This is a genomic window from Lutimaribacter degradans (assembly GCF_023703375.1).
GTDB lineage: Bacteria > Pseudomonadota > Alphaproteobacteria > Rhodobacterales > Rhodobacteraceae > Lutimaribacter > Lutimaribacter degradans.
Genome location: NZ_JAMQGO010000001.1, coordinates 371,064 through 385,702, shown reverse-complemented (window position 1 = coordinate 385,702; position 14,639 = coordinate 371,064). Strand labels below are relative to the sequence as shown.

The window sequence follows — 14,639 nt, the reverse complement described above, 5'->3', positions numbered from 1 at the left end:
AGCGGACCCGCGCCGACAATGCGAAAATTTTTGCCGCGCAACGCGCTTGCGCGGCGTTCAGGTGTTACGCTTCGTCCCCGTCGCCCTTGGCGCGGCTTTCCACTATCTCGTCGATCAGGCCCCATTCCTTGGCGTCTTCGGGGCTCATGAAATTGTCACGTTCCAGCGCGGCCTCGACCTTTTCAAGGGTTTGGCCGGTGTGCTTTACGTAGATCTCGTTCAGCCGACGCTTCAGTTTCAGCGTCTCCTCGGCATGAATCATGATGTCGGTCGCCTGACCCTGGTAGCCGCCCGAGGGCTGGTGCACCATGATACGGCTGTTGGGCAGCGAAAAGCGCATGCCCTTTTCGCCTGCCGTCAGCAAAAGCGACCCCATCGACGCCGCCTGCCCGATCACCAGCGTGCTGACCTTGGGCTTGATGTATTGCATCGTGTCGTAGATCGACAACCCGCTGGTCACAACGCCGCCGGGGCTGTTGATATACATCGAGATTTCCTTGGAGGGGTTCTCGGCCTCGAGGTGCAGCAACTGCGCCACGATCAGGCTGCTCATGCCGTCATGCACGGGGCCGTTGACGAAAATGATCCGCTCTTTCAGCAGCCGGGAAAAGATATCATAGGCCCGCTCGCCCCGGCTGGTCTGCTCAACCACCATGGGAACGAGGGTGTTCATGTATGTTTCAAATGGGTCTTTCATTTCCGCCTGCCTGCTAAAGGTGTATCGCCGATGGTTAGTCGTCAGTTCCTAACCGAGTCTTAGTGATGCGCCCAAGGGGCTGCAAGGGGCGGCGACGTTGTTGCCCGCCCCCGACGATGACCTAGCTGCGCCGCTGTCGTTACAAGGCAAGAGCAGCATGACCGAATTTCCCGCCACGCGCACCGCCGCGCTTGAAAAACTGAACGCCTTCGTGCCCCGCGCAGGGGCCGATTACGCCAGGCTGCGCAACTTCGATCACGGGGCCGGACGTCACGAAAACGTGTCCGGCCTGTCACCCTATATACGCAATCGCCTTCTGACCGAACACGAGGTTCTACAAGCCGTTCTGGCCCGTCATTCGGTGCGGGGTGCAGAAAAATTCATCGCCGAGGTCTATTGGCGCACTTATTGGAAGGGCTGGCTGGAAATGCGCCCATCGGTATGGCTTGATTATCGCGCCGGGGTGATGCGTTCCTGGGACAGGGTCCAGGTTGAGTCCGGCCTGCGCAAGAGATGGGAGACCGCCTGCCACGGCCGCACCGGCATCGACGCTTTCGATCACTGGGCGCAAGAGCTGGTGCAAACCGGCTATCTGCACAACCACGCGCGGATGTGGTTCGCCTCGATCTGGGTTTTCACCCTGCGCCTGCCGTGGCAGTTGGGGGCTGATTTCTTCCTGCGCTACCTGCTTGATGGCGATCCGGCCTCGAACACGCTGGGCTGGCGCTGGGTGGCGGGCCTCCAGACAAGGGGCAAGACCTACCTGGCGCGGCCCGCGAACATCGCGAAATACACCGGCGGTCGGTTTCATCCGCAGGGCCTGGCATCCGCCGCACCCGCGCCCGACAGCGCGCCGCACCCGGCACCGCTGCCCGCGCCCGGCAGTGACAGGGCTGCTTTCAACACGCCGACAGCGCTGGTCCTTCATGAGGATGACCTGAGCCCCGGCTACTTACTTGACCGGGGCCTGCAACCCGTGGCCACCGCGTTGGTGCAGGCCAGCGCGGCGCGCAGCCCCTTGAACGTGTCGGAAAACGTGCATCGCTTTACCGCCGGTGCTTTGCAAGATGTGCAGGCTAGGTGGAGCGGGCGGCTGGGCCCGATCACCATGATCGGCGATGCCACCGCCCTGCGCGCCTGGGCTGCCGATACCGGCGCCGCGCAGATCGTTACCCCCCACGCCCCCGTCGGCCCGGTGGCCGAGATGCTGGATGCGCTGCAGATCGATCAGCCCGTGCACCGCATCCTGCGCGATCACGACGCACGCGCCTGGCCCCATGCCACGCACGGGTTTTTCCGTTTCAAGCAGGCCATCCCTGACCTGCTGGCCGCCGCCGGGCTGACAAAGACATGAGCATGCGCCGCAAGCCATCACCGTCAACGCCGGGATTTCTTGCAAAGGGCGCAGAGCTTACCTATACGCGCGAACATGCTTGACGCCGCACCAAACCGCCCCGACCTGCCGCCCGAAATCGCGCGGCGCCGCACCTTTGCGATCATCTCGCACCCGGATGCGGGCAAGACAACGCTAACCGAGAAATTCCTGCTTTACGGCGGCGCCATCCAGATGGCCGGACAGGTGCGTGCGAAGGGCGAGGCTCGGCGCACGCGCAGCGACTTCATGAAGATGGAGCAGGACCGCGGCATTTCGGTTTCCGCATCTGCAATGTCATTTGATTTCAAGACGTTCCGATTCAATCTTGTTGACACGCCCGGCCACTCGGATTTTTCCGAAGACACCTATCGCACCCTCACGGCGGTGGACGCGGCGATCATGGTGATCGACGGCGCCAAGGGCGTGGAAAGCCAGACCCGGAAATTGTTCGAGGTCTGCCGCCTGCGTGACCTGCCCATCCTGACCTTCTGCAACAAGATGGATCGCGAAAGCCGCGATACCTTCGATATCATCGACGAGATCCAGGAAAACCTGGCCATCGATGTCACGCCGGCCAGTTGGCCCATCGGCGTGGGCCGCGATTTCCTGGGATGCTACGACATGCTGCATGACCGGCTAGAGCTGATGGACCGCGCCGATCGCAACAAGGTGGCCGAATCCATCAAGATCAACGGCCTGGACGACCCGAAGCTGGCCGAACACGTACCCGCCCACCTGCTTGCGCAACTGCGCGAAGAGGTCGAGATGGCGCGCGCGTTGCTGCCAACACTCAACCCGCAATCGGTGCTCGAAGGGCATATGACGCCGATCTGGTTCGGCTCGGCCATCAATTCCTTCGGCGTCAAGGAATTGATGGAAGGCATCGCCCGATACGGCCCCGAACCGCAACCGCAGCAAGCCATCCCACGCCAGATTTCCCCCGAGGAAACAAAGGTTTCCGGCTTTGTGTTCAAGGTGCAGGCCAACATGGACCCAAAGCACCGCGACCGCGTGGCTTTTGTCCGGCTGGCCTCGGGCCATTTCAAGCGCGGCATGAAACTGACCCACGTGCGCACCAAGAAACCGATGACGGTGTCAAGCCCGGTGCTTTTCCTCGCCTCGGATCGTGAACTGGCCGAAGAGGCCTGGGCCGGCGACATCATCGGGATTCCCAACCATGGCCAGTTGCGCATCGGCGACACCCTGACCGAGGGCGAGGCGCTACGCGTCACCGGCATCCCCAGCTTTGCGCCCGAACTTTTGCAAACGGCCCGCGCCGGCGACCCGATGAAGGCCAAGCACCTGGAAAAGGCATTGATGCAATTCGCCGAGGAAGGCGCGGCAAAGGTGTTCAAGCCCAGCATGGGAGCGGGTTTCGTGGTGGGCGTGGTCGGCGCGCTGCAATTCGAGGTGCTGGCCAGCAGGATCGAGCTGGAATACGGCCTGCCCGTGCGTTTTGAAACCTCGCAATTCACCTCGGCCCGCTGGGTCAACGGCCCGAAAGAAGCGGTGGACAAGTTTATCGCCGCCAACAAGCAGCACATCGCGCATGATAACGATGGCGACATCGTTTACCTTACGCGGCTGCAATGGGATATCGACCGGATCGAACGGGATTATCCCGATGTGACCCTGTCGGCGACCAAGGAAATGATGGTCTAGCGCCATGCCGCTGCAAAACCGCGTGCTGCCAACTGGTCAAATCGTGGCGCACCCGGCCCGCGGCACGATGATGGGCAATCGGGGCATCCTGCATGATGACGCGCGGCGGCTGGGCCCGGCGCGCTGGCGCCACCCGCACTGGATCTGCTGCGTGTTGAGCTTCAAGGGTCGGCACAGGCAGATCATGCATCCCAAACGCTATACCGAGCTGTTTTTCCTGGATGAAGCGGTCGCTCTCGCGGCCGGGCATCGCCCCTGCGCCGAATGTCGCCGCGCCGATTACACCCGTTTCCGAAAGCTGTGGGAACAGGCGCATGGGCCGGTGGCAACCGCGGCCGCGCTAGACCGGGCATTACATCGGGCGCGTGTGACACGCGACAGGCAACAGGTGCGCCACCATGCGGCAGCGCGGGATGTGCCCGCTGGCAGCTTCATCGCTGTGAACGATCAACCGCACCTCGTGGTAAGCGACTGTATTTTTCCCTTTACATTAGATGGTTACGGATCACCTTTCATCTTGCCGAAAGGCATGACAACCGTGCTGACACCCGCACCTCTGGTTGCCGTTCTGCGCCTTGGATACGCGCCCCAACTTCATCCCAGCACCCGCTGATCGCGCCTTGCGCAGCGCGCATACCCGCGTCATCCTTGTCACCATGACCGGTATTCCCCGCCCCCTCGTGGCCAACCTTCTTGGCGTGGACGAATCCACGCTGCCTCCGGGCGACCTGCCCGTTGATCGGCTGGCCGCGCATTTGCTGGCCTATCTGCGCGACACCGCAGATGACGACCCGTCTGAATCCAGCCTGCGCGCGCATCCGAAGGCCTGGGCCTATGCCTTGACCGATGCGCTATGCGCAAACGCCCCCGAACACGCGCTGACGCTGGTACAGGCGGCGGTTGCTCAGGCCGCCGCCCCTGATGACGTGGCCATGATCGCCGCCGGCCCGCTGGAAGACCTGCTTGCGCGGCACGGCGCCGATGTGATTGCCATGATCGAAACGCTTGCCAAAGGGTCGGCCCGTATGCGCTTTGCCCTGTCGGGCGTCTGGCCCGAACAGGTCAACCCGATGGTCTGGGCCAGGGTCGAGGCCGCCCGTGCCCCCGGCCCTGAGCTTGACGCGGGCGACGCGATGCCGCCTGCCTGACGCGGGCGCTTGCGCAATTTCGCCCGTCAGGCCATCTTCGCCGCATGAATAGCGACCAGCCCACCTATCCCGGCGGCTTTCCCGCGATCCTGACCCAGATGGAGGGCCGGCGCGCGCCCCTGGTCTATGGACCCGGCGAGGCGCTGCCGCCGCTCGACGTCGATTTTGCACCGCTCAAATCTGCCCGCGTCGATGGCCGCGCCCCTGAAATGCGTGGCAGCCGCAGCTCTTATGCACGTAAATTCAGGGACTTGTCGGAAGAATTTGATTCTTTGCCTGAACTTTTATGCCTGCACGGTCTGCTGATCGCCAACCTGCGCCGCCGGGGCCAGCCCGATCATTGCGCGGCCCTGTTCCAGCGCCTTTGGGCCGAAGAGGCCGATTACCTGCTCGCCCGGCTGGATGCGCGCTGGCTCGTTTCGGCTGTCACCACCTTCGGCGATCATGGTCAGACCGAAACCCAGCGCCGCGTGGGCCAGTCGTTGACCGTGCTGTTCGGGATGATGAAACTCTATGAAACCGAGCGGCTGTATTCCGGCGCCAAGCCGGACCAGCCCTTTGCCCTCAAAAAGAAATCCTCGCGAACGCTGCCAATGCAGATGGACGCCTATGCCATCGTCGGCGGCGGGCTTGATGTGAACCTGCTGGGCCGGTTGTGGCAAGAGGCGCAAGATGACGCGGTAATCGCCCCGCTGGCCCATCATCTGCTCGACCAGCTTATCCACGACCCCGGCGGCATCTTTCGGCGTCTGCGCATCATGCGGGCGCGGCGGGAGAAACAGCTTGCCGACGATGGCATCAGGAAACAGAAGGCGCAGAATGACACTGCGCCGGTCGACGCTCCGGTTGACCATGCCCGCGTGAAAACCAGCCCAAGGTCAATCCGCTGGGGGACCGTCACGCTCACCAATGAGCCCCTCGCGCGCATTGCCCGTTTTGCCGCGCACCACCTGGAACTGGGCGCGGCACGGGTGACGATCTACCTTGATGCACCCGACGCTCTGGCGGAAGAAACCTTTTCAAGACATCCTGATGTCGAGGTGATCACCTGCGATGACGCATGGTGGGCGCGCCAGAAGAAACCGCGCATGAAGGCGCACCAATTGCGGCAGGTCTGGGTTGCAACGCAATGCTATAATCTCAGCGATCTCGATTGGCTCGCCCATGTGGACGTGGATGAGTTCCTTCTGCCTGACGGCCCGCTGCCCGACCTGCTGGCGGCCGTCCCCGCCGACCAGGCCGCGCTGCTTGTTCCACCGGCCGAGCTGTTGGCCGGCAGCCAGCCCGAGGCGTTCAAGTTGACGCCGCGCATGGCCGGGCAGGACAAATCCGCGCTCACCCATCTCTACCCCACGTTCGGCAGCCATCTACGCGGCGGTTTCGTCAGCCACCTCGAGGGCAAGCTGATAACGCGCACCGGCATCCCGGGCCTGCGCCTTGGGCTGCACACGCTGACGCACGAGGGTGCGCCGGTGCAAAACCGCCTGCGATCCGAACAGATCCTGCTGGGGCACGCCCACGCCCCTGACTGGGACACGTTCCGCCGCCATCTCGACTTTCGCATGACACGCGGCAGCTATCGCAAGGCCGAGGCCGACAGGTTCAAGCTGCGCGACGTGCTGGCCTTTCTTGTCGAAACCGAGGGCGAACCCGGCCTGCGGGCCTTTTTTGACGAGGTCTGCGCCGCATCGCCTACCCTGGTGAAAGAGCTGCGCGCGCGCGGCATGTTGGTTGAACGGCCGCTGAACCTGGATCAAGCGGTTGCACGCCATTTCGGGCCGCTACCGGGGGCCAGGCCATGACGCAACCGACATGGGGCATCGTGGCAACCATCAAGGCGCCGCCGCGCGCGGTGCTGGATTTCGCGGCGCATCACCTCGATCTCGGGGCGCATCGCTTGTTCATCTATCTTGACGATGACAACCCTGCCGCTTTCGACGCGCTCAAGGCGCACCCGAAATGCCGCCCCCTGCTGACCGATGACGCCTATTGGCGCAAGCTGGGCATGAAAAGGCGCGTGAAGCACCAGTCACGACAGTTCGAAAACGCCCGCCACGCCTATGGGCGCGCCATCGGACAGGTCGATTGGCTGGCCCATATCGACGTTGATGAATTCCTCTGGCCCGACCGCCCGATGTCCGATCAATTGGCCGCCCTGCCCGAAACCTGCATGGGCGCGCGCATCCGCCCGGCCGAGGCGCTGGCAGGCGAAGGCCCTGTAACCCATTTCAAGACGTGCGCCGCCGATCGCCCCACCCGTGACAGGCAAACCGCGGCCATCTGGCCCGATTACGGCGCGCATCTGAATGGTGGCTTCCTCAGCCACGTGGCCGGCAAGATGATCTATCGCACCGGCATCGACGGGCTGAAGGTGCAGATCCACAACATCTGGGTGCACGACAAGATGAACCCCGGCGAAACCACGCTGGCCGATACCACCTTGCTGCACATGCATGCAGAAAGCTGGCCGGCCTTTCGCGCCGCGCTGGAGTATCGCCTTGAAAAGGGATCATACCGGGCCGAGCTGAAACCGGGCCGGCAAGGCGCCCTGACCATGCACGCCCTGCTGCAAACCCTGCGCACGGAGGGAGGCGAAGACGCGATCAGGCAGTTCTATGACGCGGTCTGCACCGCCCGCCCCGATCTGTTGGCGCGACTGCGCGAGCACGGGCTATTGCGCAGTCACGCGCTTGAGCTTGACCGAAAACGCGCGCGGCACTTTCCCGGGATTGCTGCCTGTCAAGAAACAATCCACCCGATTTTCCCCGATTAAGCCGCCAAGTGACCCGAGTCTCACCTTAACGGCCCCACGCGCATTGACCGCACACCGGCTTTGGGGTAAGTCGCCCCAAGTGGATCACCACGCGAAAAACCGCGGGGCCAGACGGGCCTGATCCCGATCAGACGCTACGGGCCAAGATGTGTCCGTAACCAACGGATACCCATGACGAAGTTTTCCGATCTCAATCTAGACCCGAAAGTCCTAAAAGCCGTCGAAGACGCCGGCTATGAAACCCCAACCCCGATTCAGGCAGGCGCCATACCCCCGGCCCTTGCAGGGCGCGACGTTCTGGGCATTGCCCAGACCGGCACCGGCAAGACGGCCAGCTTTACGCTGCCGATGATCTCGATGCTGGCCAAGGGCCGGGCGCGCGCGCGCATGCCGCGCAGCCTTGTGCTATGCCCCACGCGCGAGCTTGCCGCCCAGGTGGCCGAGAATTTCGATACCTATACCAAGCACCTGAAATTGACCAAGGCGCTGCTTATCGGCGGTGTCAGCTTCAAGGAGCAGGAACAGCTTATCGACCGCGGCGTTGACGTGCTGATCGCCACCCCGGGCCGCCTGCTCGACCATTTCGAACGCGGCAAGCTGTTGCTGACCGGCGTGCAGATCATGGTAGTGGACGAAGCTGACAGGATGCTCGACATGGGGTTCATCCCCGACATCGAACGCATCTTTTCCCTGACGCCCTTTACCCGCCAGACGCTGTTTTTCAGCGCCACCATGGCACCAGAGATCGAGCGGATCACGAACACCTTCCTGTCCGCCCCCGAGCGGATCGAGGTCGCCCGCCAAGCCACCGCCGGCGAGAACATCAAGCAGGGTGTGGTGATGTTCAAACCGTCACGCCGTGACCGCGAAGGCAGCGAAAAGCGCCACGTGTTGCGCGCGCTGATCGAATCAGAGGGCGCGGGCTGCAAGAACGCCATCATCTTCTGCAACCGCAAGACCGACGTGGATATAACCGCCAAAAGCCTCAAGAAACACGGCTATGACGCGGCACCGATCCATGGCGATCTTGACCAGAGCCAGCGGATGCGCACGCTTGACGAGTTCCGCGATGGCACATTGCGGTTCCTGGTCGCTTCTGACGTGGCCGCGCGCGGGCTGGACATTCCAGATGTCAGCCACGTGTTCAATTTCGACGTTCCCAGCCACGCCGAGGACTACGTGCACCGCATCGGCCGCACGGGCCGCGCAGGCAAGAAGGGCACCACCCTGATGATCTGCACCCCGCGCGACGAAAAAACCTTCGACGCCATCGAACGGCTGCTGCAACAGGAAATCCCGCGCATCGAAAACCCGCTGGGCGACGCGATGCCCGATGACAACAAGCGGGATGCCGAAGCCCCACGGGATGAAAAGAAACCGCGGCCGAAACGCAGCCGCGCAAAAAAACCCGATGCCGACGCCCCGAAGGACGTGCAGGCCGACACACCGGCACCCGAAAAAGCGGACAAACCCGCGAAACCGGATGACAGCCCGAAACCGACCGACCGCCCCAAGCCCGACCAGAACCGCAGCCGTGGCGGACGGGGCAAGGATGACAAGGTCGTTGGCATGGGCGATCACATGCCCAGCTTCATCGCGCTGAGTTTCGACGAACGCCGCGCGGGCTGACAGAGGTCAGATCAACGCGCGGCAAATCGCCGGAAGCTGTGAAAAATCGTCGAATGCCTTGTCATGGGGCATTTCGTCCAACGCGACGGTGCGGATACCCCCGGTAAACAGCACAAAAGGCACGTTCGCCGCCCGGGCCGTTTCAGCGTCCACGGGGCTATCGCCCACGAAGATGCCAGTCGCCGCGCCAAGACCATCAAGCGTATGGCGCAGCGGCGCCGGGTCGGGTTTGCGCCTATCCAGCGTGTCACCCGCAACGATCGTGTCGAACGCCCCATCCAGTTCCAGATGATCCAGAACCGCACGCAACGGCCCTGTGGGCTTGTTGGTGCACAGGCCAATGGTCCAACCGTCGGCCCGCAACTGACAAAGCGCCTCGCGCGCGCCGGGAAATGCCCCGGTCATTTGGGCCGCATTCTTGTAATGCAGGATAAACCGCTCCATCAGCCTGTCGAAACGCGCCGGATCAAGCCCGCCCGCCGCGATAAGCCGCTTCAGAAACACGATTTCCCCCAGCCCGACAAACCCGGCGATATCGCCCTGCGGCAAGGTGGGCCGCCCCTCTTCTTGCAAAAGGGTATTGGCCGCATTGGCAATGCCCGGCAAGCTGTCGATCAGCGTGCCGTCAAGGTCGAAGACGACAGCCTTCATTCCAGCCGGCTGACGATCACTGTCACTTCGGCCTTCTTCCCGACCTCGTCCATGCAGGTCTTGCGCGCGATGCGTTTCAGACCCTCTTCCAACTTGTCGTCATCGGCGCGGGTCTTGGTGCCGGCCCGGCGCAGGAACTGGTCAAGATCTTCTTCCAGCACGTCCTGCAGCGGCGCATTGGACCGCCCGGTTTCCGCCAACCCCTTGATCTCGCACCAGGGTTCCCCCAGCGGCTCGTCATTTTCGTCCAGGATTACCGACACCACGACATGCCCGTTGAGCGCCATGCGAATACGGTCGCGCACGATGCCGTCCAGCGCGCCGATCTGCACCGAGCCATCCAGGTAGGTGCGCCCAGTTTCAACGTAGCCCGCCACCTTCGGCGCGTTGCCCGACAGCGATACCATCGTGCCATTGACCGCCAGGATCGATTGCACGCCATTGGCCTTTGCCAGTTTCGAATGTTCGCGCAAATGGCGGTGTTCACCATGCATCGGGATAACGACTTGCGGCTTCATCAGCTTGTGCATGGTCGTCAGGTCGGGGCGGTTCGCGTGGCCCGACACGTGATAGCGCCCGCCCTGATCGTCGACCACGTCAACGCCCATCTCCGAGAACGCGTTGATGACGCGAATGACACCGCGTTCATTCCCGGGGATGGTTTTCGACGAGAACAGGAACAAATCGCCCTCTTTCAACTTCATGCCCAGGTATTTGCCATTGGCCAACTGCGCGCTGGCTGCGCGCCGCTCACCCTGGCTGCCGGTGACCACCAGCATCACGTTCTCTCGCGGTGTCTGCGCGGCATCCTCGGGGCTGATGACCGACGGAAAATCCGACAACACGCCGGTGGTGACAGAGGCCTCGACCATCCTGCGCATGGCCCGCCCCATCAGGCAGATCGAGCGGCCCGCACGCACGCCTGCTTCGGCCAGGGTTTTCACCCGAGCGACGTTGCTGGCAAAGGTGGTGGCCACCACCATGCCGTTTGCCTCGGCAATCAAGGCCTCGAGATTGTCGGCAATGTCGGTTTCAGACCGCCCCGGATCGGGCGAAAAGACGTTGGTGGAATCGCAGACCAGCGCCTTGATGCCGGGTTTGGCGACCTCGGCCCAAGTCTCCGGGTCCCATGCCTCGCCCACGATCGGGGTCGAATCCAGTTTGAAATCGCCGGTATGCACCACGCGGCCTTCGGGCGTGTCGATCACCAGCGCGCTGGTTTCGGGGATCGAGTGCGAGACCGGCAAGAATCCAACGGTAAAGGGCCCCGCCGTCACGGTTTCGGGCCATTTCGACACGGTGGTTACCGCCTTGTCGGAATGACCATGCTCGGCCATCTTGCCGCGCGCGATATGCGCGGTAAAGGCACGGGCATAAATCGGTGCACCCAGGCGGTCATACAAATGGCCCACCGCGCCCACGTGATCTTCGTGGGCGTGGGTGATGAAAATCGCCTCGATCCTGTCGCGGCGTTCTTCCAGCCAGGCGATGTCGGGCAGGATCAGGTCAACGCCCGGCGTGCCGTCCATGTCGGGAAAGGTGACGCCCAGGTCGACCACGATCAGCCGCTCGTCATCCTTGGGGCCATATCCGTAGACATAGCAATTCATGCCCACTTCACCGGCGCCGCCGAGGGGAAGGTAAATCAGTTTCTTGCTGCTCATAAGCTGCCGTTTTCCTTGTTATACGCGTATATCACGGTCAAACCGTGCATTGTCAGATCTTCTTCTATGCAATCGAACAGGTCTTCGGCCTGTGCGAAAAGCGGGGCAAGCCCGCCGGTGCCGACCACTTTCATGGGGCGACCATATTCTTCTTTCACGCGGGCGGTGATGCCCTCGATCAGCCCGGTATATCCCCAGAACACGCCCGACTGGATACAGGCCACCGTATTGGTGCCGATCACACGGTCAGGCTGGGTGATGTCAATATGCGGCAGAGCCGCTGCTCCCATATGTAGGGCCTCGAGGCTCAGATTCACACCCGGCGCAATCACGCCGCCGACATAGGCGCCATCCACCGCGACCACGTCGAAATTCGTTGCGGTGCCGAAATCCACCACCACCACGTCGCCGCCGTGCCTGTCAAACGCGGCCACCGCATTGGCCAAACGGTCAGGCCCCACCTGCGTGCCCGGATCGACGCGGGGCGGTTGGGGCAGCAGGCAATCGGGCTTGCCCACCACCAGCGGACGCACGCCAAAAAAGCGGTCGGTGAACACGCGCAGGTTCCAGACCACGCGCGGCACGGTCGAGGCAATGACCACATCGGTGATATCCGCGTCAATGCCGTAATGCTTCACGAGGGTGGAAAACCAGGTGAAATAGGCATCGGCCGTGCGGGCGTGATGGGTCGAGGTGCGCAGCGTGCACAGAAATTTCTGTCCGTCCCAGATCGAGAAAACCGTATTGGTGTTGCCGCAGTCAATCGCCAGAAGCATGCCCGCCCCCTTCAAAAAAAATCTCGGCCGCGGGTATCGCCGCACGGCCCTGCGCCGTCAAAAGCACCAGATTGCCCCGGTCGTCAATCGTCTCGAACGTGCCTTCCAGCGTGTCGCGCAGGGTGCGCGCGATGATCGGCGCCCCCAACCGCGCCGCGCGGGCCAGCCAAGCCTCGCGTATCGGCGCAAAGCCATAGGTATCAAACTGGGCCCGCCTTTGCGCAAATGCCGGCGCCAGTTGGTCAAGAAAATCATCGGGCGTGATTGCCACCCCGGTTTCCGACAATAGCGAAACCGGGCGCAGCGCCTGCGGCTCAACCGTGGCCTGTGTTGGCACATCGCGCAGGTTGACCCCGATACCAATGGCCAGATGTGCCACACCGCCCCCCGTGCCTCCCATGCTTTCCAGCAAGATTCCGGCCAGTTTGCCGCCGTTGAGCAGCACGTCATTGGGCCATTTCAACGCGAAACGCGCGGGCTGGCCGGTGACCGTGCTGCACGCGTCATGCAGCGCAAGCGCAGCCACGAAGGAAAGGAGCGCCACGTGATCGGGCCGTCCCTTGGGCCGCAGCACCAGCGTGGCCGCGAAATTTCCCACGGGGTCACGCCACGGCCGGCCCCGGCGCCCGCGTCCGGCCGTCTGCCGGTGCGCCAGTATCCACTCGGGCCCGGCCAGGCCCGGCGCGATGCGCGCGGCCTCGGCATTGGTGCTGTCGACCTCGGTCAGGATGCGGCGCCCGTATCCGTCGGGCCAGGTCATGCGCAGGGTGCCCTAACGCGAACGGCGCCCATTGGGCGCCGCCACGTGCGATATGCGGAGCGCTTAGTTGACAAGCGTCGCTGCGGCGGCGGCGGCCGCACCCTCGATCCCGAAGAGGTTTATGATACCCAGAACCATCACCGCAGCCGAGCCCATCAGGCAAACCCACAGAACCGGCGCACGGCCTGTTTCCAGCGTTTCGCCCTCTTCACCAAAATACATGTAGTAGACGATGCGCAGGTAGTAGAAGGCGCCGATGGCCGATGCGACAGCCGATGCCACCACCAGCCAGACCATGTCGGCGTCCAGCGCCGCGCGCCACACGCCCAGCTTGGCGAAAAAGCCCAGCATCGGCGGAACGCCCGCAAGGCTGAACATCAGCACCAGCATGGCCAGCGCACGGCCCGGTTCGCGCTTGGCATACATGTTCAGCGCGCTGATATCGGTGACCGGCTTGCCGTCTTTCTCCATCGACATGATGAACGCGAAGGTGCCTATATTCATGGTCACGTAAATCGCCATGTAGATCAGCATGGCCTCGACGCCCAGGGCGGTGCCCGCTGCGAGGCCGATCATCGCGTACCCCATATGCGCGATGGACGAAAATGCCATCAGCCGTTTTATGTTGGTCTGGCCGATGGCGGCAATCGCGCCAAGGAACATCGACAGAACCGCCAACAACGACACGATCTGCCCCCAATCGTTGCTGACACCGCCAAAGGCATCGTGCATCACGCGGGCAAACAGCGCCATGGCCGCGACCTTTGGCGCCGTGGCGAAAAAGGCCGTGACCGGCGTGGGCGACCCTTCGTAGACATCCGGCGTCCACATGTGGAAGGGCACGGCAGATACCTTGAACGCAAGCCCCGCGATCATGAAGACCAGGCCGAACAGCAGCCCCAGCGGCGCTTGCCCGTCACCTGCGGCCCCGATGATGCCCGAAAACAGCGTGGTCCCCGCAAAGCCGTAAATCAGCGACGCGCCATAAAGCAGCAGACCCGAGGACAACGCGCCAAGAATAAAGTATTTCAGACCGGCCTCGGTGGATTTCATGCTATCGCGGCGCAAGCTGGCCACGACATACAAAGCCAGCGATTGCAGCTCCAACCCCATGTAAAGGGCAATAAGGTCGCCGGCGCTGACCATCATCATCATGCCCACCGCCGACAGTGTAACAAGTACCGGGTATTCGAACCGCAACATGCCGCGACGCGCCATGTAATCCTGGCTCATGACCAGAACCACCGCCGCGCTCAGCAGGATGGTGACCTTGGCGAAACGGGCAAAGGCATCGTCGTGGAACATGCCGCCGAAAGCCACGTTGACGCCCTCGCCCGTCAACCCGATCCACAACGCGACCAGCGCCAGAACACCGGCCGTAACCCATGTCAAAAGGCCAGCGGCGCGGTCCTTGGCGGTATAGACGGTCCCCACCAGGGCCGACATCGCAAAGACCGACAGGACGATTTCCGGCAGGATAATATTCAGATCAGCCTGGATCATT

At 62.9% G+C, this 14,639-nt stretch carries 13 protein-coding genes; 7 read left to right on the top strand and 6 right to left on the bottom strand.

Annotated elements, in window-relative coordinates; genetic code table 11:
• Positions 1 to 64: 64 nt before the first annotated feature.
• A complete protein-coding gene (locus M8744_RS01895; RefSeq protein ID WP_251408534.1) occupies positions 65 to 697 on the bottom strand; it encodes an ATP-dependent Clp protease proteolytic subunit in 633 nt (210 codons plus the stop codon).
• A 157-nt stretch (positions 698 to 854) separates the two neighbouring features.
• Here M8744_RS01895 and M8744_RS01890 point away from each other — a divergent pair, with 157 nt between their 5' ends.
• From M8744_RS01890 to M8744_RS01860, 7 genes are all read left to right on the top strand, one after another.
• The gene (locus M8744_RS01890) at positions 855 to 2,051 is read left to right on the top strand and encodes an FAD-binding domain-containing protein (protein ID WP_251408531.1); all 1,197 of its coding nucleotides are present in this window, start codon (positions 855 to 857) and stop codon (positions 2,049 to 2,051) included.
• Positions 2,052 to 2,126: 75 nt separating this feature from the next.
• Positions 2,127 to 3,734 carry a peptide chain release factor 3 gene (locus M8744_RS01885; RefSeq protein WP_251408528.1) on the top strand — a complete coding sequence of 536 codons (1,608 nt, stop codon included), beginning with the start codon at positions 2,127 to 2,129 and terminating at the stop codon, positions 3,732 to 3,734.
• Between the two features lie 4 nt (positions 3,735 to 3,738).
• Positions 3,739 to 4,347 carry a hypothetical protein gene (locus M8744_RS01880; protein WP_251408525.1) on the top strand — a complete coding sequence of 203 codons (609 nt, stop codon included), beginning with the start codon at positions 3,739 to 3,741 and terminating at the stop codon, positions 4,345 to 4,347.
• A 43-nt stretch (positions 4,348 to 4,390) separates the two neighbouring features.
• Complete coding sequence (locus M8744_RS01875; protein ID WP_251408523.1) at positions 4,391 to 4,882, top strand: DUF6869 domain-containing protein; 492 nt, start codon at positions 4,391 to 4,393, stop codon at positions 4,880 to 4,882.
• Positions 4,883 to 4,926: 44 nt separating this feature from the next.
• Positions 4,927 to 6,684 carry a glycosyltransferase family 2 protein gene (locus M8744_RS01870; RefSeq protein ID WP_251408520.1) on the top strand — a complete coding sequence of 586 codons (1,758 nt, stop codon included), beginning with the start codon at positions 4,927 to 4,929 and terminating at the stop codon, positions 6,682 to 6,684.
• A complete protein-coding gene (locus M8744_RS01865) occupies positions 6,681 to 7,655 on the top strand; it encodes a glycosyltransferase family 2 protein (RefSeq protein ID WP_251408517.1) in 975 nt (324 codons plus the stop codon). The genes M8744_RS01870 and M8744_RS01865 overlap by 4 nt, the downstream gene beginning before the upstream one ends.
• A gap of 171 nt (positions 7,656 to 7,826) precedes the next feature.
• Positions 7,827 to 9,284 (top strand): DEAD/DEAH box helicase, encoded by a 1,458-nt coding sequence (locus tag M8744_RS01860; protein ID WP_251408514.1) that lies wholly within the window; start codon positions 7,827 to 7,829, stop codon positions 9,282 to 9,284.
• Between the two features lie 6 nt (positions 9,285 to 9,290).
• Here the strand turns inward: M8744_RS01860 and gph are convergent, their stop codons facing one another.
• From gph to nuoN, 5 genes are all read right to left on the bottom strand, one after another.
• The gene (gene gph / locus M8744_RS01855; protein WP_251408511.1) at positions 9,291 to 9,935 is read right to left on the bottom strand and encodes a phosphoglycolate phosphatase; all 645 of its coding nucleotides are present in this window, start codon (positions 9,933 to 9,935) and stop codon (positions 9,291 to 9,293) included.
• Positions 9,932 to 11,599, bottom strand: a complete 1,668-nt coding sequence (locus tag M8744_RS01850) for a ribonuclease J (RefSeq protein WP_251408508.1) — start codon at positions 11,597 to 11,599, stop codon at positions 9,932 to 9,934. The genes gph and M8744_RS01850 overlap by 4 nt, the downstream gene beginning before the upstream one ends.
• The gene (locus M8744_RS01845; RefSeq protein WP_251408505.1) at positions 11,596 to 12,375 is read right to left on the bottom strand and encodes a type III pantothenate kinase; all 780 of its coding nucleotides are present in this window, start codon (positions 12,373 to 12,375) and stop codon (positions 11,596 to 11,598) included. The genes M8744_RS01850 and M8744_RS01845 overlap by 4 nt, the downstream gene beginning before the upstream one ends.
• Positions 12,359 to 13,135 (bottom strand): biotin--[acetyl-CoA-carboxylase] ligase, encoded by a 777-nt coding sequence (locus tag M8744_RS01840; RefSeq protein ID WP_251408502.1) that lies wholly within the window; start codon positions 13,133 to 13,135, stop codon positions 12,359 to 12,361. Before M8744_RS01840 ends, M8744_RS01845 begins: the two co-directional genes overlap by 17 nt.
• 63 nt (positions 13,136 to 13,198) lie before the next feature.
• A complete protein-coding gene (gene nuoN, locus M8744_RS01835; protein ID WP_251408499.1) occupies positions 13,199 to 14,638 on the bottom strand; it encodes an NADH-quinone oxidoreductase subunit NuoN in 1,440 nt (479 codons plus the stop codon).
• Position 14,639: the final 1 nt, after the last annotated feature.